The 22,110-nt window shown below is 42.7% G+C and carries 22 protein-coding genes; 15 read left to right on the top strand and 7 right to left on the bottom strand.

Annotated features, from left to right (window positions below; all coding sequences use genetic code 11):
- Window positions 1–8 precede the first annotated feature (8 nt).
- The 4 genes from DBR43_RS02810 (at window position 9) to DBR43_RS02795 (ending at window position 4,407) form a co-directional block, all read left to right on the top strand.
- Entirely contained in the window at window positions 9–1,445 is a 1,437-nt protein-coding gene (locus DBR43_RS02810; RefSeq protein WP_124577708.1) for a RagB/SusD family nutrient uptake outer membrane protein, read from the top strand.
- A 25-nt stretch (window positions 1,446–1,470) separates the two neighbouring features.
- On the top strand, window positions 1,471–2,220 hold the full coding sequence (locus DBR43_RS02805; RefSeq protein WP_124577706.1) for a DUF4843 domain-containing protein: 750 nt from the start codon (window positions 1,471–1,473) through the stop codon (window positions 2,218–2,220).
- 6 nt (window positions 2,221–2,226) lie between these two features.
- The gene (locus tag DBR43_RS02800) at window positions 2,227–3,759 is read left to right on the top strand and encodes a PKD-like family lipoprotein (RefSeq protein WP_124577704.1); all 1,533 of its coding nucleotides are present in this window, start codon (window positions 2,227–2,229) and stop codon (window positions 3,757–3,759) included.
- A 240-nt stretch (window positions 3,760–3,999) separates the two neighbouring features.
- The gene (locus DBR43_RS02795) at window positions 4,000–4,407 is read left to right on the top strand and encodes a VOC family protein (protein WP_124577702.1); all 408 of its coding nucleotides are present in this window, start codon (window positions 4,000–4,002) and stop codon (window positions 4,405–4,407) included.
- A gap of 92 nt (window positions 4,408–4,499) precedes the next feature.
- Here the strand turns inward: DBR43_RS02795 and DBR43_RS02790 are convergent, their stop codons facing one another.
- The 3 genes from DBR43_RS02790 to DBR43_RS02780 form a co-directional block, all read right to left on the bottom strand.
- Window positions 4,500–5,054 (bottom strand): hypothetical protein, encoded by a 555-nt coding sequence (locus DBR43_RS02790; protein ID WP_124577700.1) that lies wholly within the window; start codon window positions 5,052–5,054, stop codon window positions 4,500–4,502.
- A 59-nt stretch (window positions 5,055–5,113) separates the two neighbouring features.
- Window positions 5,114–6,433 carry a serine hydrolase domain-containing protein gene (locus tag DBR43_RS02785; RefSeq protein ID WP_124577698.1) on the bottom strand — a complete coding sequence of 440 codons (1,320 nt, stop codon included), beginning with the start codon at window positions 6,431–6,433 and terminating at the stop codon, window positions 5,114–5,116.
- A 113-nt stretch (window positions 6,434–6,546) separates the two neighbouring features.
- Window positions 6,547–7,749 carry an FAD-dependent monooxygenase gene (locus DBR43_RS02780; RefSeq protein ID WP_124577696.1) on the bottom strand — a complete coding sequence of 401 codons (1,203 nt, stop codon included), beginning with the start codon at window positions 7,747–7,749 and terminating at the stop codon, window positions 6,547–6,549.
- Between the two features lie 252 nt (window positions 7,750–8,001).
- Between DBR43_RS02780 and DBR43_RS02775 the strand changes: the two genes are divergently transcribed.
- From DBR43_RS02775 to DBR43_RS02725, 11 genes are all read left to right on the top strand, one after another.
- Window positions 8,002–10,407: a PAS domain S-box protein gene (locus DBR43_RS02775; protein ID WP_124577694.1), complete on the top strand. Its 2,406-nt coding sequence runs from the start codon at window positions 8,002–8,004 to the stop codon at window positions 10,405–10,407.
- A gap of 42 nt (window positions 10,408–10,449) precedes the next feature.
- Window positions 10,450–11,040: a Crp/Fnr family transcriptional regulator gene (locus DBR43_RS02770; RefSeq protein WP_233602823.1), complete on the top strand. Its 591-nt coding sequence runs from the start codon at window positions 10,450–10,452 to the stop codon at window positions 11,038–11,040.
- A gap of 107 nt (window positions 11,041–11,147) precedes the next feature.
- On the top strand, window positions 11,148–11,690 hold the full coding sequence (locus DBR43_RS02765) for a YceI family protein (protein WP_124577690.1): 543 nt from the start codon (window positions 11,148–11,150) through the stop codon (window positions 11,688–11,690).
- Between the two features lie 4 nt (window positions 11,691–11,694).
- A complete protein-coding gene (locus DBR43_RS02760) occupies window positions 11,695–11,919 on the top strand; it encodes a tautomerase family protein (protein WP_124577688.1) in 225 nt (74 codons plus the stop codon).
- Between the two features lie 7 nt (window positions 11,920–11,926).
- Complete coding sequence (locus DBR43_RS02755) at window positions 11,927–12,661, top strand: SDR family NAD(P)-dependent oxidoreductase (RefSeq protein WP_124577686.1); 735 nt, start codon at window positions 11,927–11,929, stop codon at window positions 12,659–12,661.
- Window positions 12,662–12,663: 2 nt separating this feature from the next.
- Window positions 12,664–13,035, top strand: coding sequence for a nuclear transport factor 2 family protein (locus DBR43_RS02750; RefSeq protein ID WP_124577684.1), 372 nt, complete (start codon window positions 12,664–12,666; stop codon window positions 13,033–13,035).
- An 11-nt stretch (window positions 13,036–13,046) separates the two neighbouring features.
- Window positions 13,047–14,132: an NAD(P)H-dependent flavin oxidoreductase gene (locus DBR43_RS02745; RefSeq protein WP_124577682.1), complete on the top strand. Its 1,086-nt coding sequence runs from the start codon at window positions 13,047–13,049 to the stop codon at window positions 14,130–14,132.
- A 293-nt stretch (window positions 14,133–14,425) separates the two neighbouring features.
- A complete protein-coding gene (locus DBR43_RS02740; protein ID WP_124577680.1) occupies window positions 14,426–15,013 on the top strand; it encodes a Crp/Fnr family transcriptional regulator in 588 nt (195 codons plus the stop codon).
- A gap of 80 nt (window positions 15,014–15,093) precedes the next feature.
- Window positions 15,094–15,819, top strand: a complete 726-nt coding sequence (locus DBR43_RS02735) for a hypothetical protein (protein WP_124577678.1) — start codon at window positions 15,094–15,096, stop codon at window positions 15,817–15,819.
- 69 nt (window positions 15,820–15,888) lie between these two features.
- A complete protein-coding gene (locus DBR43_RS02730; protein ID WP_199756938.1) occupies window positions 15,889–16,239 on the top strand; it encodes a YciI family protein in 351 nt (116 codons plus the stop codon).
- Between the two features lie 11 nt (window positions 16,240–16,250).
- Window positions 16,251–16,790 (top strand): SRPBCC family protein, encoded by a 540-nt coding sequence (locus DBR43_RS02725; RefSeq protein ID WP_124577676.1) that lies wholly within the window; start codon window positions 16,251–16,253, stop codon window positions 16,788–16,790.
- Between the two features lie 121 nt (window positions 16,791–16,911).
- Here the strand turns inward: DBR43_RS02725 and DBR43_RS02720 are convergent, their stop codons facing one another.
- Genes DBR43_RS02720 through DBR43_RS02705 form a run of 4 tightly spaced genes read right to left on the bottom strand, consistent with a single transcriptional unit; the run spans window position 16,912 to window position 22,001 of the window.
- Window positions 16,912–18,306 (bottom strand): TolC family protein, encoded by a 1,395-nt coding sequence (locus DBR43_RS02720; protein ID WP_199756937.1) that lies wholly within the window; start codon window positions 18,304–18,306, stop codon window positions 16,912–16,914.
- Between the two features lie 4 nt (window positions 18,307–18,310).
- Entirely contained in the window at window positions 18,311–19,657 is a 1,347-nt protein-coding gene (locus DBR43_RS02715; RefSeq protein ID WP_124577674.1) for an HlyD family secretion protein, read from the bottom strand.
- Window positions 19,658–19,661: 4 nt separating this feature from the next.
- A complete protein-coding gene (locus DBR43_RS02710; RefSeq protein WP_124577672.1) occupies window positions 19,662–21,323 on the bottom strand; it encodes a peptidase domain-containing ABC transporter in 1,662 nt (553 codons plus the stop codon).
- Window positions 21,324–21,326: 3 nt separating this feature from the next.
- Window positions 21,327–22,001, bottom strand: a complete 675-nt coding sequence (locus DBR43_RS02705; RefSeq protein WP_124577670.1) for a TetR/AcrR family transcriptional regulator — start codon at window positions 21,999–22,001, stop codon at window positions 21,327–21,329.
- Between the last annotated feature and the right edge of the window lie 109 nt (window positions 22,002–22,110).

Here is a 22,110-nt window from a genome sequence, read left to right as displayed (position 1 = left end):
ATTTATCCATGAAAACTACGAAAACAACTATACTGCTGCTACTTTGTGGATTAATGACCATAGGTCTGGTATCCTGCAACAAATTTCTGGACGTAAAACCCGAAGACAGGTTTCTTTCAGATGATGTTTTTAAAGATGAAACATCGGTTAACAACGCATTGAATGGTATTTATCTGAATCTTGCGAAGCCAGGATTATACGGCGGGCGACTGACGATGAGTACTGTTGACGTAATGGCGCAGTACTATAACCCGGTGGCTACCTGGAAACAAACCGCCGATTACAATTATAAAGATGCCCCGCTGCAGGAAATCTATAGCTCAATATGGCGGTCGGCCTATGTGGCCATATTAAATACCAACAGTTTCTTAACTAAAATTGACAAATCGGAAGGCGTACTTGCCGATGCCCGTAAAGACCTGCTTAAGGGCGAAGCGTATGGGCTCCGGGCCTTTGTACATTTTGATTTGCTCAGGTTGTTCGGTCCGGTATATACTACCGATGCAGACAAAAAGTCTATCCCGTATTTTACGGTTCCAACAGAAAAAATCCAGCCGCTATTAACCGCAAGGGCTATAATAGACAGTGTACTTGTTGATCTCGACCGGGCGGAGAAATTGTTGCAGAATGACCCTGTACGTACTGCAGGTGTGGTCGCGGTAAGTGGTGCAGATCCCTTGTCTGATTTTGTTAAACTCAGGAACAGGAGGTTAAATTATTATGCTGTGGTAGGAATTAAGGCCAGGGTATTGCTTTATAAGGGAGACAAGGTTGGCGCGTTGGCGGCGGCGGTCAAGGTAATTGATGAGGCTGGTAAGTGGTTTCCATGGACGGTAGGCGGGCTTACTTTGCCGGGTATCCAGAACCCCGACAGGAGCTTTTCGTCTGAAGTGATATTTGGCGTTCAGAACTATGAATTGTATAACCAGCAAAGAACCTTATTCGCGGCTGTGGCAGATGCGACCAATATCCTTGCACCGGTTTCGGAACGTTTGGCTGAAGTGTTTGAAAACAACGAAAATGATTACCGCCTGCGCATCAACTGGGTATCGGGAGCAGCTTCGGGAAAAGCGTATAAAACCTTTTTTAAGTATGAGGATGTAGTTTCCAAAACCTTATTGTTCAGGAACCTGCAGCCGCTGCTCAGGCTTTCTGAGCTGTATTATATTGCTGCAGAATGTACTGCTGATCCGAATGCGGCTGTAAAATATGTTAACGAGGTACGTAAAAACCGAGGCTTAGCTGAACTGAGTGCTGGTGTGGTGTTGCGTGATGTTTTGCAAAAAGAATACCGTAAGGAGTTTTGGGGTGAAGGACAGCTGTTTTATTATTATAAACGAAATGCTGTTGCCAGTATTCCAGGTGGTGTTAAGGATGTTAATGTACCCATGACCGCATTAAAGTATGTGGTGCCATTGCCACTATCAGAAACCCAAAACAGATAATGTTTACTATTAAATCATTAAAGAGATGAAAATATCTTCAATTTACATAACGTTATTTTTTAGCCTCACACTTCTTTTTTCCTGTAAAAAGACTAACCTGATTACCTATGAAGGATCGCGTGCGCTTTACTTTTCGATCGCATCTGTTGATTCGGTAAGCGTTAATTTTTCTACACTTCCAGACCAGGTAAAGGATACCATTCTCAAAATTCCGGTTGGACTTTTAGGGCTGAAACTAGATGCAGCTGCACCTTTTGAGATCGGGGTGAACAATCAGATTACTACGGCCATTACAGGCTCAGAATTTGAGCTGCCAGGGCAATTCAGCTTTTTACCTCAAAAGAATATGGACACCGTTGCCCTGAAAATCATCCGTACGGCAAGAATGGCAAATGCAGAATTTGTATTAGGCCTGGAATTAAAATCAAACCGGCAATTTAACAATGCTTTATTCGACAATAACCTGGAAAAAACCCGGTCCAGGAAAATCAAAATTTTCCTGACAGATATATTAAAACCTACTCCGAAATGGTTGAATACGCCGGGCGTTCCCGGAACAGAGCATTATCTTGGACGGTTTACCAAAAAGAAAATACAAGTACTTGTCATACTTGATGATGACTGGCCCTTTAAAACATTGTATGACAACGTAGATACCTATCGGTCATACTATGGCAACTTACTCAATAATTATTTGAATGCACAAAAGGCGGCTGGTACACCAGTAATGGAAGAGGATGGGACTTTGATGGAAGTAGGTCCGTTTTATAAATAAACCAATATGATAACGATTAAATATCCGAAAATGAAATGTTTAAATAAAGGCAGGAAAATTTTACTGTTGGCGTTGACGATTGCCGGTATGTTATATGCCTGCAAAAAAGATCCCGGAAACTACGTTTATACCAATGTGAACGAGGCCATAGTGAGTGAACTGGATACTTTTTATAGTGTTAACCGGGGAGAGGTTTTAACGATTAACCCAAAAATTGCTTTCACTAAAGATCAGGTCGGAGACACGTTGAACTATAAATTTTCCTGGTTAAGGATCAAGAGGGCAGGGTATAATTCCGGGATACCAAAGGTAATGGACAGCACCATAAATTTTAATGTCAGGATGAATGAAAACCTGGGAGTATATGATTATGCTTTCCGTGTTACCGATAAAAAGTCGGGTGTCTGGAAAGAGACTCCCTTCAAGATATTTGTGACCAATAAAATTTTTGAGGGCTGGTATATTTTATCAGAAACAGCAGGCAGGCAAGGCCGTCTTGATATGTTGAGTTATAAGGAGGGTACCAAAAAATATGAATTTATTTCTGATGTGCTGGCCGCATCAAAGTCGGGTCTTAAGTTGAAGGGGATACCCTCTTTTGTCACCTTTTTCAATACCAATGCGGTACCGATTATCAATGGTACCCAGGATGCACTGGTGGTAGGAACGTCTGAAATGGCTACATTTTTGGGGGTGGATACTTTGGAATATAAGCCGGCTTATGATTTCTCGGTTTTTGTGCAGAACAGGACTAACGTGGCAATAGGGCCAGGATCAAAATTGGAAGGAAGGCCCCTAAAGGTGTTTTTATGGGCTAATGGAAATGTATATACACAGGTATATGATCCGATATATCCGGTCAACAAAATGTCTGCAGGGGATGTGACACCTTTTAAAGCTGCTCCTTTTATTTCCGGCTGGAATGCGGCCATTCTGTTTAATGAAACCTCATCGGAATTTGTATGGTATCCGGGTAACGGAGCGAGGTCTTGCCAAAAAATTGAAAATGAAACGCTTTTCAAAAATAAAACGGACAAAAACCTGCTGTTTATGAAGTCTGTTAGCTATAACGGGGGCGAAACTTTTGCGATCCTGAAGGATAAGACGGGCGATAAAGTATATCTGGCCAGGTTTACCGTTGGAAAGCAAAATTATTTCGCAGAAATCACCAATACACCTATAGCGCAAGCCGAACATTTTGAAGTCAGCGAAGATTTTGGGTATGTTTTTTACACTGTAGGTGCGAAGGTATACGAATATGATTTTAACCTGAACCTGAACAAAGAAATGGCTGATTATGGCTCGCGGAAAATCAGCCTTCTAAAATTTCAATATGTAAATGTCGGCAGCCGTACCATCAATAAGCGTTACCTGGACATCACCAAAAGATTGTGTGTTTGTACCTATGACGAAGGGAACCTGAATACCTCAGGTACGCTGGACCTTTATACTATCCCGCCAATTAACGGGCCTTTGGTTAAAGAAGAGTCTTTTAGTGGCATGGGTAAAATTGTGAGTTTAACTTACCGAAGCAGATAACTGAAAAATTATCCCGGCTGAAAGGTTTACCTTTTCAATCGCTCTCTTACCATAACGGAACATAAGAGAGCGATTTTTTTTTCGTTAAAATTTCCACTAATTGATTGCGGTTGTTGCTGTTGCCTTATCTGCCTTTCCTGTCTTAACCTATTCTGTGGTGGCAGGCAGGATATCGCATTTCAAAATGAGGAGGTCTAAAATAGTTTTGTTATTTTTAGATCAACCAAAACATCTAATCACATGGCAAAACAAATTTTCATCAATTTACCAGTAAAAGACCTGCAAAAATCTTTAGACTTTTATACCGCATTAGGTTTCACAAACAACCCTCAGTTTTCAGACGATACTGCAAAATGTATGGTTTGGAGCGAAAACATTTTTGTAATGCTTTTGACACATGAAAAGTTCGCAAGCTTTGCAACCAAACCTATTGCAGATACAAAATCAAATTTAGCTGGTCTCTTTTCATTATCGACCGACAGTGTTGAGGAGGTAAATAGTATAGTGACAAATGGGCTGAACGCGGGTGGGAAAGAACCTAACGAAATGCGGGATTATGGTTTTATGCAACAGCGCACAATTGAAGATTTCGACGGGCATACCTGGGAAGTTTTCTATATGGACATCACAAAATTTCCAGCCCAGTAAGCAGACGGACAATAACAGTTTATGGATAAGGTAAAGTAAAATTCCTGAGTGATCTAATGCGGTGAACATTAAATCACAGTTAGCAGTAGTTCTTATTCAGGAATTTTATCATTTATCGTGATGTTTACCGGAATTTTTATTTCTTTTTCCATTCCATTTGGCATTTTAAATCCAATTTTTATAAACCCGTTAAGCTTTTCAAATTTTTTGTTTAGTTTAAATACAACACCTAAATTTTGATATAAAATCTTCTCATATTCCCCTAGTGGAAGTCCCTGCAGATTTTTGGATCTCCCATTATCTATAAACTGTAGTTTTTCATTGTTTTCATTTGTAAGTTCAAAATCTTTTAGAATATAACTTGCAAAATCATAAATGTTATCATCTTTAACTACAATAGTCCCGTGGTTTTTATGATACTCATCAACTTCCTTTTTAGATAAAGGGCACCTTGTTATGATGCCAAATTCATCGGTTGGTTGTTTTTTTATTTCGGTAATGTCGGTGATGCTAACCTTGGCATTTTTTGTGATCTCATTTAAAAATTGTTCTGTTTCCTGATCTGAATATTTGTAGTTGGGATCGTTTTGTCCGTTACATGAAACCATAAATGGAAAAATTGCAAGGAGTACAAAAAGGTTTTTCATTTTAATTTAGATTTTCTTCTGATATCAAATAGGTAATGACATAAAACACGAGCTAAGATTTAATCTTTTTTAAACAAGAATTCTTTTCCACCTTGTTTTAATGTCATTTGCTTGTGCTCTGGTTTAAACTCCAATACAATCCCTGCCTGGTCAAACTTAAAAATAGTGGGACTGGCGGCTTCTAATACAAATCCTGTCTGACCTGTTGCCTGTGCAAATAATTCGGCTTCTTTATTGGTGATGTTGATTTTTATCGGGATCTGCGTGCTCGCGTAGGTTCCGGCATAGGTGTCCAGTATTTCTGAAGCAATGGCCAGCTTTTCAAATGTTGGTATTGCAAATGGCTTGTTAAAGTAACTGCTTTCTGCGCAGGCAAAAATATTGGGAATTGGATAGATTAATCCATTGGAGGAAACGGCTATAGCTAGTTTTTCTTTGGGATAGTAAGCCATTACAGACTGAAACCCGTCAATTACTCCATCATGCCCAAAGCTTTCCGTACCGGAATGAGAAAGGTCGAATAAGCCCATTCCATAACCGTTCTTTATGGTTTTCATGAGTGCTAATGAACTTTGATTAATTATCTTTTGTGCGAAGAGTGACGTAATAAAAGTAGTTAAATCAGTTGGGCTAGCGATTACTGCGCCTGCGCCCATAGGAATGCTTAGGTCGGTCTCGTCTTCTTTAATCCATTGATTTTTAAAATGATAAGAGTAGCTCTCGTTGCTTAGGATATTTGTTTTCCTGGTTCCGGAATAGGTGTTTTTCAATCCTACTGGCTTGAGAATTTTTTCATTTAAAATTGAAGCATAATCTTTTTTATATGCTTTCTGCAAAATGTAACTCAACAACAGATAATTTGAATTGCTGTACTTACCCTTACTGTCAGGTTGAAAATCGCTTTTCCCCCTGGCAATGATCTCAACCATTTCCTGCTCGGTTTTTGGTTGCGTATTATAGGTTAAATATTCACTGTCATCTGTAAAGTTATGGATGCCACTTCTGTGATTAAGCAGGTTCCCAATGGTTATTTTTTTAGAATTTTCGATTTGCGGAAAATAACGGTCAATCGTGATATCTAATGAGAGCTTTTTTTCTTCGATAGCCTTAAATACCAAGGTTGCGGTAAACATTTTAGAAATGGAGCCGATTCTGTATTTGGTTGCTGCGGTGGCCTGCTTAGAGCTTGCCAGATCACTGTATCCAATTGCATTTGAATAGATGGTTTTGCCATTTTGACTAATGGCAATACTCCCCATAAACTTATCTTTTTTCTTTAAGACCTGAAATAGGCTGTCTAATTTTTGGGCATTAAAACTTTGTGAAAAAGCGGTTAGGGTAGCCAGGCTTAAAAAGCTGAGGATAAATATTTTTTTCATATTTCTGTTTAAGGTATTGATCAGTGATGACAAATGTAATGCTAAGTCACCAAATGGTGATCAATATTCGGTAGATTTATTTAGCGTTTGAATCATCAGGTAAATTTGATGTATTATTTCCCAAAGTCAGGCAATTCGATCTTATCTTTTGTGACGTCCTTTTCTTTACTGCCAAAAAGCTTACTGATTTTTTTAACAGGACTGCTTGCCAGGATTCCGGCCACTGTATTGACCACCGATACACCAAACTTCGATTTTGGATGTGCAAGCCATGGAACTCCCGGGGGCAGGCGCTGAATATCTTCCACGAACGGACGCATGCGTTTTTCGTAGGCTGCAAATGCAGCTTCATGTTGATCATGTCGCCCAAGTTCTCCTGCAAGGAGGTAAGCACCCACGATCGCTAAGGTGGTCCCCATACCGGTGAGCGGGGTAGGACAGTAGGCAGCATCTCCAATCATGCCGGCACGACCACTGAACCATCTTGGCGCATGTATCTGGCTGATGCCATCAAAATACACATCTTCATTTTTGTCAATTTCTTCCATCAAACGATCCGCTTCCCAGCCGGCATCTGAAAGCTTTTCTTTTAATATTTTTTTCTGTTCGCCATCAGATAGATTCTGATAATTCTTATCCTCAGAAAGAAAGCTGAACGATGCTCTTGTCGTGCCATGATTATCCGGACGGATCAACATGACCCTGGATCCCGGTGCGGTATACCAGCGCGCCCATTTCGAATCTGTTGCTTTTTTGGGAATGGTATACCAGGCATTGTAAAGCCCAATAAACTTAACTTTCGGTTCATCGCCAAACAGCAGTTGTCTGGTAGTTGACCGTACGCCATCTGCAGCAATCAGCAGGTCAAAGACTTCAGTGCTGTCATCGTTAAAGGTGATGGTAACGGTGTCTTTGCCCTGATCAATCGCTGTGATGTATTTCCCGAAGACATATTTTGCCTTATCTTTTGTGTGCTTGTATAGAATATTGACGAGGTCGCCCCGCAGAATTTCGGCTTCGCTTGTAAAACCATCGGCACCATCTCTGGGAAAAGCAGCTTCAACCTTATTTTCACGATTCACAAACTGAAGGCCTATCTCTCCGGTATTCGCAGCCAGGATTTCTTTCTCGATGCCCATCATTCTGGCTATTGCCCGGCCGGCGCCCCTCACATCCAGGTTTTGCCCGCCCAGCCTCAAGGATTTTGAACGTTCCACTACCGTGACGTCAAACCCATATTTAGCCAGCCAGAAAGCCAGTGTCGGGCCTGCTATGCTGGCTCCGGATATCAGGACTTTTTTATTGCTATGCTTCATATTCTCAAATTAGTTATAATCACAATCCTGATGCCGGATTGCCTGTGCCTTTTCGCTGATTTCTTCCAGGCTTAAACAAAAATAATACCGTGTTTACGTATCAAAATTACATAGTTAAATCCAAAAACATAGTATTTTGTGATGAATAGGAATGTTTACCTGCGCTGTCAAATGAACTTATATTTATCCCTGTATTTTAACAGAATTGCCGGTGTATTCAAAAAATCCAGCTGCTTTTAATTATCATTGCGCATGAAATCGATAGAGCAGCACCGGTTAAATTCTGAGCATGAGTTTAAGGCAATTATGGATCCACTACCGCTTATGGTGCGGGCAGTGGCTGAAAACAGACGGCTGCATTATTTTAATTTAGAATGGCAGAGGTTTTCCGGGGATGTCATTTCCTGGTCAGCCGGAATTCATCAGGATTTTAAACAGGATTGGGAGGAGCTGCTTGCCACCCATATCGATCTGAAAACAGCTTTTAAATTCAAATATAAGTTTAAAGGCAAAAGCGGTGATTACCGCTGGCTTGCCGAAACTTCGGTGCCCTGGTATGATCCGGAAGAAAACTTCTTAGGATTTCTCTGCTATGCGCAGGACATTGATGAGCTGGTTACCATGGCTAATGCTGATGATCAGCAGGCCGGTGCCGATGCGCTTGAACGTGAACAGGCTTTAAACGAAGAACTGGGAGCCTCCAATGAAGAGCTCAGCGTAACTAACGATGAACTTCAGCGCTCTCAGGACAATCTGAGTCAGGCTAAGGGAAATCTGGAGCAGATTCTAAATATGCTGCCTGCTTCAGTAGTGGTGATCCGGGGGGATGACCTGATTGTGGAAATGATCAACGAAAGCAATCTTGCGTACTGGAACCGAACCAAGGAACAAGTGCTGGGGAAACCCTTTCTTGAGATTTTGCCTGACCTCGCTGATCAGCCTTTTGCCGGTCAGCTGCGCAGGGTCATGGAAACGGGCGAAATCATCGATGTGAAGGAAAGCCCTGTGCTTTTCACCGCTGAAGACGGAAGCACGAGAGAAACTTATGTAGATTATACCTATCAGCCACTTTCAGATCTTGAGGGCAACCGAAACGGGGTCCTGGTCATGTCTTTTGAGATTACCGACCGGGTTAACTCGCGCAGGCTTTTGGAGCAGTATGCAGATCAGCTTTCTTTGGCAAATGACCAGTTGTCGATTTCAAATAATAAACTGGCTAAAAGCGAGGCGCGTTTCAAGTTTTTGATTCAGGAAGCACCGGTAGCTATCGGGGTGCTGCAGAGCAGGGAACTCATCGTGGAGACCGCCAATCAGAAGCTTCTGGAAGTCTGGGGAAAGACAGCTGCTGTGCTGGGGCTTCCATTAAATAAGGCGCTTCCGGAGATCGATAACCAACCCTTCCTGGGCATATTGGATGATGTATTTAGTTCGGGAGAGTCGTTTTATGCCAATGAAATCGGGGCGATGCTTGAACATAACGGTGAACTAAAAGAACTCTTCTTTAATCTGGTTTATCAGCCGGTGGAAGGTACTGATAGGGAAGTGGCAGACATATTGGTGGTCGCAGCAGATGTAACCCAGCAGGTAAATTCGCGAAAAGCAGTAGAACAAAGCGAGCGGCATTTTCGTCAGCTGTCTGACCTGGTGCCGGCGAAAATTTCCAATGCACTACCCAGCGGCGAGGTTATTTTTTTTAATAAGGAATGGCTTGATTTTGCAGGAATGGGCTTCGAGGATTTAAGGGATTTTGGTTATCATAAAATGATGCATCCGGATGAAATTCAGGCTTTCCAGACCGGGCTTGCCGAGGCTGCGGCAACGGGCCGTCCTCACGTATCCGAGATGCGGTTCAGGAATACCGATGGGAAATACATCTGGCACCTGAATATCGCTTCACCTGTTATGGACGAAGAAGGTCAGATCAAAATGTGGGTGGGCTCAACTACCGATATTCAGGTCCTCAAAGAAGAAGAACAGCGTAAGAGCGACTTTGTAAGCATGCTGAGCCATGAACTAAAGACGCCTGTGACATCGATTAAGGGGCATGTGCAATTGCTCCTTCGTAATATTGAGCGGGAACCGGCTTCTCCGCTCAGCACAAAAGTAAGGCCTTCGCTTTCCAGGATCAATCAGCTGCTGATCCAGTTAACGGGCTTAATTGGTGATATGCTCGACCTGACCAGGATCGAAGCAGGCCGGTTGGATTTGCGTAAAGAACCCTTCCTGATTGATGCGCTCGTAGCGGAGGTTGTGGAGGATTTCAGGCTTAGCCATCAGCAACATCACTTCCACCTCTCCTCAGAAACAGATATCCAGGTCATTGCCGACCGGAACAAGATCAGTCAGGTATTGATTAACCTGATTGCCAATGCCCTGAAGTATGCACCGGATAGTGAGGTGGTAGATATTACCCTGATGACAACTAAGACGGAAGTGCTGATCGCTGTAAGGGATTATGGGATCGGGATTGATGAAAGAGACCAGCAGAAGATTTTTGAGCGCTTTTACCGGGTAGAGGGCCAGAGCGAATTTCATTATAGTGGATTTGGTATTGGATTGTTTCTGGCGAATTCCATCATGGATTACCATGGGGGAAAGATCTCGTTGGAGAGCTCAAAAGGAGCGGGATCAACTTTTATGGTTCATATTCCTTGTTAATTGACAAACATGCCGGGATCGTTGTTATTTTAGATAAAGTTTTTGGAAATTACAATTTATATGGATGCTAAGGAAGTTTTAAAGGCGCATGTTTTAAAAAACACTGAACTTACAGATGAACAGTTCGACTATTTCTTTTCCCTTTTTGAATTGCGGAAATTCAAAAAAGGACAGGTAATTATTTCCGAAGGAAGCCTGGTTGATCATGAATATTTTGTGATTTACGGCTGCCTGAAATCCTTTTTTATCAACGAAGAATTGAAAATGTTCATTCTGCAGTTTGCAATGCCAACCTGGTGGGCTTCCGATTTTGAAGCACTTTATAACGGTACTAAAGCAAAGATCGCGTTAGACTGCATTTCGGATGCAGAAGTATTGTGCCTTAGCAATGCCAACCGGGAGAAAATTTGCAGGGAGATCCATTCCGTAGAACACTTCTTTCGCTGGCGAACAAACAAAGGTTATGTGGCCAGTCAGAAACGGTTGTTGTCCTTCATGAACAACAACGTCAAATTCCGGTACGAGGAATTACTGAAGCTCTATCCGGAGCTCTATAATATGGTGCCTAAAAACCTGATTGCCGCTTATCTTGGCGTATCCCGGGAAACCTTAAGCCGGCTTTACCATACCTGAAATGTGAGGTAGATCACCTAATTTATGGCCCTTTTAAATGTGATGTAGGTCACACCTTCCGGCCGTTTTTCCTTGCGTACTTTGTGTTGTAATTAAAAACAAATCACATGGAAAATCAACAATTCAACATCGTTCCTTCACAGAGCAATATTGACTGGACAGGGAAAAAAGTAACGGGCGCACACAATGGGACAATAGCCATTAAAGAAGGCCGGTTCATTTTGAACGAAGGTCAAATTACAAGCGGTAGCTTTATCGCAGATACCACTTCCATTAAAATCCTGGACATTACCGATCCTGATACAAATGCCCAATTCCTGGGACATCTGATCTCTGACGATTTCTTCTCGACGGAGCAGTTTAAAGAAGCAAGCCTGATCATTACTGCTGCTGCCGGAAATCATATCGATGCGGAGCTTACCATTAAAGGCATTACGCATCCTGTAAGTTTTGATACGGTGATCCATCTGGCTGGTGATACCTTTACCGCCAGTGGCAAACTGATCATCGACAGAACGAATTATGGGATGAAGTTCCGCTCCGGAAACTTTTTTCAAAACCTGGGTGATACCCTGATCTACAATGATTTTGAATTAAATGTAAGTATAACCGCTAAAGCTGGGCAATCAGTTCAGGAGCATAAATCATAAAGCTATGCCATTTGTAAAAATAGAAGTAACCCGTGAAGGCGTTACCAAAGCACAAAAACAAGCCCTGATCAAAGGGGTAACGGAGCTGATCACTGAGGTATTGAACAAGGATCCGCAACTGACCCATGTGGTGATTCAGGAACATGACCTCGACAGCTGGGGTTATGCGGGAGAACAGGTCTCGGAACTAAGGGCAAGGGGAATCACAGCAGATCAAAAACAAGCTTAAAAATCAAATGAAAACACAAACAATAATTGTTACCGGTGCCTCTTCGGGCATAGGTAAAGAGATCGCCCGTCACTTTTTGAAAAACGGGGATAATGTGGTCATCAATTCTTCAACAGCAGAAAAACTGGAAGCGGTGTATCAGGAGTTAGGTGCCGGTGATCGCCTGGCGATGGTAGTAGGGGATGTGAAAAATAAAAGCACGGGGGAGCAGTTACTGGCAATGGCGCTTGAAAAGTTTGCCGGCGTAGATATCCTGGTCAACAATGCCGGGATCTATGAAACCAGGCCTTTTCTGGAAGTTGATGAAGCTTACCTGGACCGTTTTCTGGATACCAATCTGAAGGGGACATTTTTTACCACACAGGCAATTCTGCCGCAAATGCTCAAACAGGCTGCAGGTGTGATCATCAATATCGGAACCCCATTGGTACACCATGCATTGGGCGGAGCGCCTTCAACCGCTCCGATTGCTTCTAAAGCTGCGATACATGCATTGACTTTGCAACTGGCTGCGGAGTTTGGTAAAGATAACATCAGGGTAAATACGGTGGCACCCGGGGTGATCCGGACACCGATGCACGGCGATGCCGCTGATCAAAGCGCGGGTTTGCATTTATTGAACCGCGTGGGCGAAGTGGAGGATGTTGCAGAAATGGTTTATGCCATTGCGAAAAACAAATTCATCAGTGGGGCTATTATTAATGTGGATGGTGGCATGGCTGCCGGGCATAACCTGAACTAATTATGAAAGAAGATTCATTGGCGATCACCGCAGTACTGGAAAATGATTATTTCCCGGGAATTTATGAAGGTGACATAGAAAAATTAGGTGCTGCGATGTATTCCGAAGCACTGTTATTGGGAGATGTAAAGGGAGTGCCTTATGCCAAAACCCGTAACGAGTATCTTGAGGTGGTAAAGAACCGGCTAAGTGTGAAAGATTCAGGGAAACCTTTTAGGGGGACGATTGTCTCCATAGATGTGGTGAATACCATAGCGGTTGCCAGGGTTCATGTTAAAATGTACGACTTTAACTATGAGGAGTTTCTGTCCTTTCACAAAATCAACAATCAATGGCTGATCGTTAATAAAATGCTCAGCGATGTAAGCATCTAATTATAAAAGCAATGTGGTATCAAACAAAAGCAGCTGAAATATTAGGCATTCAGTATCCCATTCTGCAGGGGCCCTTCGGTGGCAACCTGTCTTCTGTGGAGTTGGTCGCAACAGTCTCAAACCTGGGAGGGCTTGGAGGATTCGGAGCCTATACTTTGAGCCCGCAGGAGATCCTTCAAGTAAACCAGCAGATCCGGCTGGCGACAGATAAACCATATAACATTAACCTCTGGGTGTCGGATACAGATGCGGTAGATGGTACGGTATCTGATGAACAGTTTAACCGGGCTCAACAGTTATTTAAACCTTATTTTGAGGAACTGGGAATTGAACTTCCCGGGAAGCCTGAGCCATTCAAAAGCAGGTTTGAAAACCAGGTCGAGGTGATTTTGCACCAGCGCCCGCCGGTATTCAGCTTTATGTTTGGCAGCCCCTCTGCGGATATTCTTGAACAATGTCATCGGCTTGGTATCGTCACTGTTGGGGCGGCAACGACCCTGGATGAGGCCATTGTTTTGGAAGCTGCGGGGGTTGATATGATCATTGCCTCGGGATTTGAAGGTGGTGGACACCGGCCCTCATTTCTGGCCTCAGCAGAAACATCTACCATTGGAACATTTGTATTGCTGCAGCTGACCAGAGAGAAGGTGAAGGTCCCTGTTATTGCTGCCGGAGGGATTGCAAATGGAAAGGGAGTTGCCGCTGCGCTGGCGCTTGGGGCAGATGCGGTACAAATTGGTACGGCTTTTCTGGCGACAGCCGAATCGAATGCTACGGCGATCCATAAGCAGATGCTGCTGTCTGATGCTGCAAAGTATACGACCTTGTCGCGTGCATATACCGGGCGACTGGGGAGAGGAATAACCAGCCGCATTGCTAAGGACCTGGTCTCCCTGGAAAAAGACTTTCTGCCTTTTCCACTTCAAACATCGTTCATGTCGCATTTAAGAAAAGCAGCAATGGCCAGTGAAAAATGGGATATGGTCTTGTTTTGGGGCGGTCAGATTGCACCGGTACTGAAACATACCAAAGCAGCTGAATTAATGAGGGCTATTCTGGAAGAAACGAACAGTTATTTTGATAATTTGAAGATTTAAATAAAAGAACAGCTAACGTATATGCGCTAACTGTTCTTTTATTTTCTGATAAAAAATAGAAAACCGGAAAGAGAGCAGGGATATTGAGACCTGCTTTTATGATGACTTATCATTTTTTTTCTTTTTAATTATAAAACTTGCAGGAATTCAGGTGGCAGGGCCCTGAATTTGTTACCTTTGATTCCGCGACTTTTATAACGCTGAACATCAAAAATGCAATGTCAGTATGTGATGGTCTGTCAGAAAAGACAATATCCGGAATACATTAATAAAGACTAAACTGCCCCGAAAATATGGCTTTTAAACAAAGGCACTTTCTGAATGAAATCTTCAAAGAACAAAATTTTAAAAGCGAAGAACTTGAGCTGGTACTGCAGCAATTCCAAAGGGTTGAATTTGCAAAAAATGACTTTCTGGTCCGTGAAGGACAGGTCGGGAATTTCTACTATTTCCTGGAACAGGGATTTGCCCGCTCGTATTCCATCGATTTACGCGGAGTGGACATTACTACCAATTTTTTCAGCACTAAGGATATCGTCATTGACTGGCAGTCCTATTTCCTAAAAAGCCACTGTAGGGAAAATATACAGGCGATTACACCCTGTATTGCATGGAAGATCACCTTTGGAGATTTTATGAAACTGTTCAAGATCGAAGCGTTCAGGGAAGTGGGGAGAACGAACCTGATAAAAAGCTATTTTGAATTAAAGAGCCATAGCTTATCGGCAATTACCTCTACTGCTACAGAAAGGTACCTGGCCCTGATTGCAGACAAGACTGATATCGTACAGAATGTTCCGTTGAAGCAGATCGCAACTTATCTTGGGATTGCTGATACTTCATTAAGCCGGATCCGAAACGCAATTGCAGGCAACAAATAATATTGCTGTTTTTCTTGTCTTATGTAAAGTGAAAAGCTTAAGCGTATCCGTAGTTTTAGTCGAATTAATCACATTTAATAATGAATATATTGATTGAATACCCAGTTCCTGACTGGATTAAAATTTTATTCCTGCTGGCGATACCTGCTCCGGTTATTTTGACCATGTTTTTAGCCAGGTCGGCATTTTCCAGGCCTGGTTCAACAGCTGTTTTTAATGCTGTTGGGGCATTCTTTTTTATGTATGTTCTGTATGTGGTTGTTATGGGCAGTACCGGGAAATTTAATTCGGTGTCCTTTCCTCCAAAGGTTCTTTTATTGACGACTTTCCCATTCGCTTTTTTTCTTTTTCTCTTTGTAGCAAAAACCAAATGGTATAAGGTGTTTATTGAGCATGTGAGCCTGGAACGGTTGGTGCAAGTCCATGTTTTCAGGCTGATTGGTGGTTTTTTCCTGATCCTTTCGCTATATGATGCCCTTCCCGGGTGGTTTGGGCTCATTGCGGGAACTGGAGATGTACTTACAGCAATCTCCGGTATCTGGGTTTCAAAATTGATCAGAGAGAAGCGTTTGAACTTCAAAAAGGTCACATGGGTCTGGAATACATTTGGCTTGATTGACATTCTGTTTACAGCAGTATCTGCCAATGTATTGACGAAGCTCTCCATCGATAGTGGCATTATGGGAGTCGATACGCTGGCCATGTTCCCGTTTTACTTTATTCCTGCACTGGCACCGCCGATCATTGTTTTTCTACATTATTCGATCTATTTGAAACTGAAAAAACCGGTGGAGTTGTTTTCTTGACATAGGTAAAGTTTTATAGCAAGCGGGCTGGATACTTTTGACTCATTGTTTATCTTAAAATTAAATACAATGAAAAAGTCAAAAGAATTTATGTTATTGTTCAGGTTCGAACCCAACTTTGATGATCAGCCCTCAGCAGAACAATTGTCGGAGCAACATCAGCAATGGGGTTCATTTATCGGAAACCTTGCCATGCAGGAGAAGCTGGTGAGTACGCACCAACTGGGATTTGAAGGAAGGATGCTGAATGCTGTCCGCGAGATTTCTGAAGGTATCTACATCGCCGAAAATCAAACCTTAGGTGGTAATATGGTCATTACCGCTAATCATATAGACGAAGCGACAGAAATCGGTAAAAATTGTCCCATCCTTAAGATAGGTGGAAACGTAGAGGTGCGTGAGATTCTGTCCATGGATTAAGTGATGGCAAAATGGGAATCAAGATGATTATCGGAATCGTATCAGGAGTAATACTCCTTTTTTTAGCCTTCGGATTTTATAATGCGGCTAAGTTAAAGACAATTGAAATTACACGCTCGGTAAGCATTCAGGCACCGCAGAAAAGGGTTTATGAGATGATTAGCCAGTTGAATAATTACCCTAAGTGGTCCCCCTTTCTGGCGGAAGACCCGACTCAGAAATATGCTGTAAAGGGAGATGATGGAACTGTTGGTGCCCAATACCACTGGGAGGGTAATAAGGGAAAGGACCTTGGCCATCAGGAAATAGAAAGGCTCGAAGCGAATAGCTTTGTTGGAATAAGGGTATACATTCAAAAACCATTCAACGCAAAGCCTACATTTGATTATAGCATAAAAGGGAAGGGGAACAGTACCGAAGTTATTCAGAAATTTGTACTGCAGTCCGGACTGGCCGATGCTTTTTTCCTGTGGCTATTTGGGGTAAAAAAAGAAATGGAAAACATAAATGAGCAGGGATTGGCTTTGTTAAAAAAAGCATCCGAAAGCTAAATTGTGGGAGCAGATATATCCAGTTGTTTTTCTCCATGATCGAACAACAACTGGATATGAAATCCTATTAAGCCCCCTCTGAATACCATAGTTTAGAGGGGGCTTGTTTTGAAATTTGAACTTATTCCGTATTGGCAACTATCCTGAAAAGCTCGACATTGGAGATCAAAAACCTGTTTTGAAGACTGATCTGCGAGAGCCTTGTGCTGACCAGACTGTTCTCCCGGGAATTGAGCAGAAATACAGAACTTTCTCCCAGAGAAAACAGGCGCTCTTCATAGATGAGCATTTTGTCGTAATCTTTGACCAGAGAATTCGTAATGTCAATCTGGTTTTCAATCGATTTAATCTCCGTTTTCTGTGCGGTAATCTTGTTTTTTAATTGCAGCTTTTCCAGGTTCAAATCGAGTTGTGTATCCTGGATCTTTAGCTTTGCCAGTTTAAGCGCACCCCTTTCTTTTCTGAGAAATACAGGGATGCTGAATTTAAGCTCAAATTTATAATCGCCAAGACCATAGTTGCTGAAATAGGAGGGGTCTGATAAGTAATGATAGCCCACATCAATTTTTGGCAGGAGCATATTGCGCTTTAACTTTTCTTCTACCGTCAGCATGGCAATTTTATTTTGCATGGCCATGATCTTGGGGTGGTTTTCCAGTGACTGCTCTTTCTCCTGCAGGACTTCAAAATTGAGTGCAAGTTTGAGCTCATTTTGCAATTCCTGATCTGGTCTCACCTGTTCTGCCAGTTCTAAAGGGATGTTTTCTACCCATAAATAATTGGAAAGTTCCAGTCTGGATTTTGTTAATTTCAGTTCTGCTTCTGTCAGGTTGAGTTGCCTGTTTTTTACCACGATACGGGCTTCAATACTGTCGACTGCCGCTTTATCTCCGGCTTTGATCAGTTTTTTAATCCCCTCGGCCCTTTTTTCTGCAAAGGACAGATATTCCTGATAGAGCTGTACTTCATCGTAAGTTCTTTTCCAGTTGATATAGGCCGTGGATGCATCATACAAGACGTTTACCGCCTGTAGCTGTCGCTCGGCCTTGCTTAAATTAATTTGCAGCCTGGCCATCCGCAGATCGGCCATGCGCTGATTGATCAGGAGGCCCTGGGCTAAAGGAACGGTAATGCCCAGGGTAGTTAAACCCTGTCCCGGCGTTTTGCTCTGGGGGTTCAGGTAAACACCTTCATTCTTTTCAAAACCAGCCTTCACTTCTATGCCATACCAGGTGGGCAATTTAAAACTGCTGTTGAAAATGGAATAGTAATCTGTTTTTTTAAATTCCTTTTTATTGAAATCTACTTCCAGTTTGGGATCAAAGCCACCTCTGGCCGTCATGAGCATCATCTCCGCTTTGGAGAGCTCGAGGTCTGCCTGCCGGACCTGTGGGTGGTATTTTTTAACATAGCCCAGAAATTCTGTGAAACGCAATACTTCGGGCTCAGGCTTTTGGGCGATGGCAGTCAGCTGACTGATCATCGCCAGTAAAAATAGAATTAATCTGCTGTTCATGGCCTTATTTCTTTTCAGTAGCCGCCTTTTCCGACTGGTAATAATTGGGTGGGAAGCCGTTCAGTGTTCTCCATACTTCAAACCAGATCGGCACGGTTTCCAACAATGCGATCGTTTGTGCACCGGAGCCTATGCTCAGCTGTTTTGGCCATGGATCTTCCGCTTTGTCCGGAGCAATCAATACCCTGTACTTGCCATTGGGGCTGATAAAGTTTTCAATGGCCACTATTTTTCCGCCAAATGTCCCATAAGACATATCCGGCCATCCGGAAAATACAATGGTTGGCCATCCGTCAAACCATACGCGGATTTTCTCTCCCTTTTTTAAGAGGGTCAGGTCAACGGGTTTAACATAGGTTTCCACGGCCAGGTCGTACACCGCGGGCATGATGCTCACAATAGGGGCACCCTCCTTTATGGTTTCTCCGAGCCCGGATTGTAAGGCACGGTTGATGTAGCCATCCTGCGGAGCCTTAATGTAATACATGCCATTTCGGATGCTGTAATTTGCATATTGGTTTTCCAGTTTGCTAACCTGGGCTTCTGCATCAAACTGATTGCTCAGAGCGGTATATTTATCACTGCTGCTCTTGGAAATTTTCTCTGCATACTCAGCAGAAAGCCGTTCGATTTCCAGCCTGGCATTGATGAGCTCATTTTTGCCGGTCAGGAGTTTGTTCTCCTGAGTGATCAGTTTTGCCTGTACCTCCTGCTGCTTCATCCTTTTCTCTTCCACATCTGTTAAAGGTTTTAAACCTTCTTTATTCAGCTGCACAGCGCGTTCGAACTGGGTGTTGGCAATTTTGAGCTGGGTTTTTACGGCTTCCAGGTCCATGCTGTCGCTCTTGATCTTTAACAGTGACTGACGTACTTTATTTTTGGCCTGCTGGTGCTTTAGGCTTTTCTCCCCCTCAAGGGCACCAATTTGGGCGTTCAATGCACTGATCTTTCCTCCGTACGACTGCAAGGCCATTTTCTTTGCATTGACCTGTTTTTCGGTGTTCTGGACCAGGTTAGGATCAAAGTAATCTTCTTTGATCTCTGAAATGAAAAGGATGGTATCGCCCTTTTTTACATAATCACCTTCCTGTACATACCACTTTTCGATTCTTCCGGCAATGGCCGAATTTACCATTTGCGGACGTTGGTTCGGCTTTAAGGTCGTGATGGCACCTGAACCCGAGATGTTTTGCGTCCAGGGCAGGAACAGTACGATAATTAAGATCAGGCAAAGCGATAAAATGATCCGGTTCAGTACTTTGTAATGCGGACGGTTACTTAAGTTTTTAACGGCGCTATAGCGTTGGAGCAGGTGCTGTTGGGCACTGTTTTGATTAGATAGATTTAGCATAGCGTTATTTTTTAGTATCGTTTATGATGACTCCGTTTTCCATGGTAATGGAGCGGGAGGAATTTTGTTTCCAGCCAGGATTAGCAGAAGACACGATGATTGTCCAGTTGTGCCGGGCTGAGCAGATGAAATCTATAATCGCTGCAGCAGTGTCGGGGTCCATTTTGTCTGTCGGATCTTCATAAATCAAAACCGCAGGCCTGGAAATAATGCTTCTGGCCAGTAAAATCTTTTGTGCATTGGAAGAGGACAATTGTTTGCCTTCCGGAAAGAGCTTGGTATCCAGCCCCTCGGGAAGGGTCCTGATATAACTGCTCAACTGAACCGCATCCAAAGCCCAGTGAATGTCCTGCTGTGTCAGTTCTGGATTATTGAACGTGATGTTTTCCAGAATACTGCCTTCAAAGGGACTTTCTCCATGTATGATCATCCCGATCTGAGAGCGGTACTGATTGATCTCCATCTTCCGGAAAGTATTGTCGTTAATAAATAAGGAACCCTGACTGGGTTTCAGTATGCCGGAGAGGGTGCGGAGCAAAGTTGTTTTTCCGGATCCATTTTCTCCGTTCAGGATCACTTTTTCTCCCTGTTCGATTTTCAGAGAGATGTCTTTCAGGGTGTCTTTTTCTGAATTGGGAAACCTGAAATACAAATGTGCAGTTTCAATGGTGATTTGGTCAGAAAGTGTTTTAGAATCGGTTTCGACCACTTCTTCCATCTTCATGTCGGTCACTTTTCCGATTTTTTCTACCGCAGTGAGTACATCGTAAAAGGTTTCGAGCCCCAGTACAATTTTCTCTACCGAATTGATCACGAGCAGGATGATGATCTCTGCGGCTACAAACTGGCCGATATTCATTTGCTGATTCAGTACGAGATAGCCTCCTGTTAATAGTAAACCTGCCGTAATGAGTACTTTAAAGAGGATGAGCTGTCCGTATTGGCGCTTGATGATATTGAAATGCTTTTCGCGGTAATCGGTATAATTGTTCGTTAGGGTATTGTTTTTCTGGAGTGCATAATCAAAATTAAGCGCTTTTCTGAAACTGGATTTATTGCGTGCAATTTCCTGTAGCCAGTCGGCCGCCCGGTATTTGTACTTGGATTCGTACATACTGGTATCTATTCCTTTGGTATAAGAAAACTTGAAAATGAAATAGAGCAGCAGCAAGAGCAGCAAACCAAACAGAATAAAAGAGGAATGGTAAAGCGAGAGCAGAATAATTCCGAAAACGATTTGAAGCAAAGCTGAAGAGTAATCCAGGAGCAATTTGGCCACCCCTTTCTGAATGGTGAGCGTGTCGAAAAAGCGATTGGCAATTTCCGGGGGATAGAGGTCATGATACAGCTCTTCGAATTTGATTTTTGGAAGGCGGTAAGCAAATTCAAAAGAAGCCCTGACAAAGATCTTTTGCTGAATGTTTTCGGTAATCCTCAATTGCATGAGCGATAGGATACCCACGAAAGCGACACCGGTAACCACACCGATCACCAGGATGATCCAGGAAACACTGGCCCTGCCACTTTGAAGGAAATTTACAATGGCCTGAATCCCTAAGGGTAAGGAGAGGCTGATGAGCCCGGCAAATATCGCATAGAAAAATATTTGGGAAACATCTTTTTTGTCAAGTCTGAGCAGACTGAAAAATCTTTTTGCTGGTGTCATTGATTAGTGTTTTAAAACGCGCTTAACAAGGTCGAGGTAATAATCCGTTGGGCTGACTTTATCATTGCAATCGGTAATTGTTTTGAAATGGTCTTTAAGGTAATGTTGGTGTAATGCACCTTCAACGATGCTGGAGATCAGGCTTTTTGCATAAGGGTATTCCGGGTCGATGACCTTGACAATATCTACGAGCCTGTTGATCACTCTTTTATAAATCAGGAAAAAACCTTCTTTATTTTCCTCATCTACTTCTTTGGTAAGAAAGGTCTTGGTAAACTCGGCGATGATAATTTTATTGAGCAGGGACTCATCAATATGTTCTGTGCTGAGGTCATCTTCAATATTTTCGGTTACCAGTTCGAGTGCCCGGCTCAGTTTATCCAGCGGATCAGGGATGTTCGCCGTAGCAAATACAAGTTTGTATTCGATCCAGCTCCAATACCAGGAGGAGAGGTAGACGAGCAATTTGTGCTTGTTTTCGAAATAACGGTAAATGGAACTTTCATTGGAGCCGATCCTTTCTCCAAGCTTTTTAAAAGTGAAATTGTCGAAACCGATTTCATCCATAATGATCAGGCTGTTCCCGATGATTTTTCTACCGAGTGCGGAAGTTTCAGGGTCTTTGACGTAAATTTTGTCGTTCACCTGGATTTTTATATTGGCGAGTAATTGATCCATTTTGATTGTATTGATTACAAATGTAATAGTATTACTATCAAAAAAGAAAATATTACACCTGTTTTTCTTTTTGTTAGATTTTCCTGACCATAGGACGCGCCGGATTTAT

It is taken from the genome of Pedobacter sp. KBW06, assembly GCF_003852525.1.
Classification (GTDB): Bacteria; Bacteroidota; Bacteroidia; order Sphingobacteriales; family Sphingobacteriaceae; genus Pedobacter.
Note: the sequence above shows the minus strand (reverse complement) of the source record. Positions and strands in the feature narration are given on the sequence as shown.

Bases quoted from the DNA above. Each gene is read 5' to 3' on its own strand.
- DBR43_RS02775 (WP_124577694.1), top strand. From the start codon at position 8,002: ATGAAATCGATAGAGCAGCACCGGTTAAATTCTGAGCATGAGTTTAAG.
- DBR43_RS02715 (WP_124577674.1), bottom strand. From the start codon at position 19,657: ATGCTAAATCTATCTAATCAAAACAGTGCCCAACAGCACCTGCTCCAA.
- DBR43_RS02730 (WP_199756938.1), top strand. From the start codon at position 15,889: ATGAAAAAGTCAAAAGAATTTATGTTATTGTTCAGGTTCGAACCCAAC.
- DBR43_RS02705 (WP_124577670.1), bottom strand. From the start codon at position 22,001: ATGGATCAATTACTCGCCAATATAAAAATCCAGGTGAACGACAAAATT.
- DBR43_RS02735 (WP_124577678.1), top strand. From the start codon at position 15,094: ATGAATATATTGATTGAATACCCAGTTCCTGACTGGATTAAAATTTTA.
- DBR43_RS02745 (WP_124577682.1), top strand. From the start codon at position 13,047: ATGTGGTATCAAACAAAAGCAGCTGAAATATTAGGCATTCAGTATCCC.
- DBR43_RS02795 (WP_124577702.1), top strand. From the start codon at position 4,000: ATGGCAAAACAAATTTTCATCAATTTACCAGTAAAAGACCTGCAAAAA.
- DBR43_RS02805 (WP_124577706.1), top strand. From the start codon at position 1,471: ATGAAAATATCTTCAATTTACATAACGTTATTTTTTAGCCTCACACTT.
- DBR43_RS02725 (WP_124577676.1), top strand. From the start codon at position 16,251: ATGGGAATCAAGATGATTATCGGAATCGTATCAGGAGTAATACTCCTT.
- DBR43_RS02755 (WP_124577686.1), top strand. From the start codon at position 11,927: ATGAAAACACAAACAATAATTGTTACCGGTGCCTCTTCGGGCATAGGT.
- DBR43_RS02720 (WP_199756937.1), bottom strand. From the start codon at position 18,306: ATGAACAGCAGATTAATTCTATTTTTACTGGCGATGATCAGTCAGCTG.
- DBR43_RS02750 (WP_124577684.1), top strand. From the start codon at position 12,664: ATGAAAGAAGATTCATTGGCGATCACCGCAGTACTGGAAAATGATTAT.
- DBR43_RS02800 (WP_124577704.1), top strand. From the start codon at position 2,227: ATGATAACGATTAAATATCCGAAAATGAAATGTTTAAATAAAGGCAGG.
- DBR43_RS02810 (WP_124577708.1), top strand. From the start codon at position 9: ATGAAAACTACGAAAACAACTATACTGCTGCTACTTTGTGGATTAATG.
- DBR43_RS02765 (WP_124577690.1), top strand. From the start codon at position 11,148: ATGGAAAATCAACAATTCAACATCGTTCCTTCACAGAGCAATATTGAC.
- DBR43_RS02760 (WP_124577688.1), top strand. From the start codon at position 11,695: ATGCCATTTGTAAAAATAGAAGTAACCCGTGAAGGCGTTACCAAAGCA.
- DBR43_RS02785 (WP_124577698.1), bottom strand. From the start codon at position 6,433: ATGAAAAAAATATTTATCCTCAGCTTTTTAAGCCTGGCTACCCTAACC.
- DBR43_RS02710 (WP_124577672.1), bottom strand. From the start codon at position 21,323: ATGACACCAGCAAAAAGATTTTTCAGTCTGCTCAGACTTGACAAAAAA.
- DBR43_RS02780 (WP_124577696.1), bottom strand. From the start codon at position 7,749: ATGAAGCATAGCAATAAAAAAGTCCTGATATCCGGAGCCAGCATAGCA.
- DBR43_RS02740 (WP_124577680.1), top strand. From the start codon at position 14,426: ATGGCTTTTAAACAAAGGCACTTTCTGAATGAAATCTTCAAAGAACAA.
- DBR43_RS02790 (WP_124577700.1), bottom strand. From the start codon at position 5,054: ATGAAAAACCTTTTTGTACTCCTTGCAATTTTTCCATTTATGGTTTCA.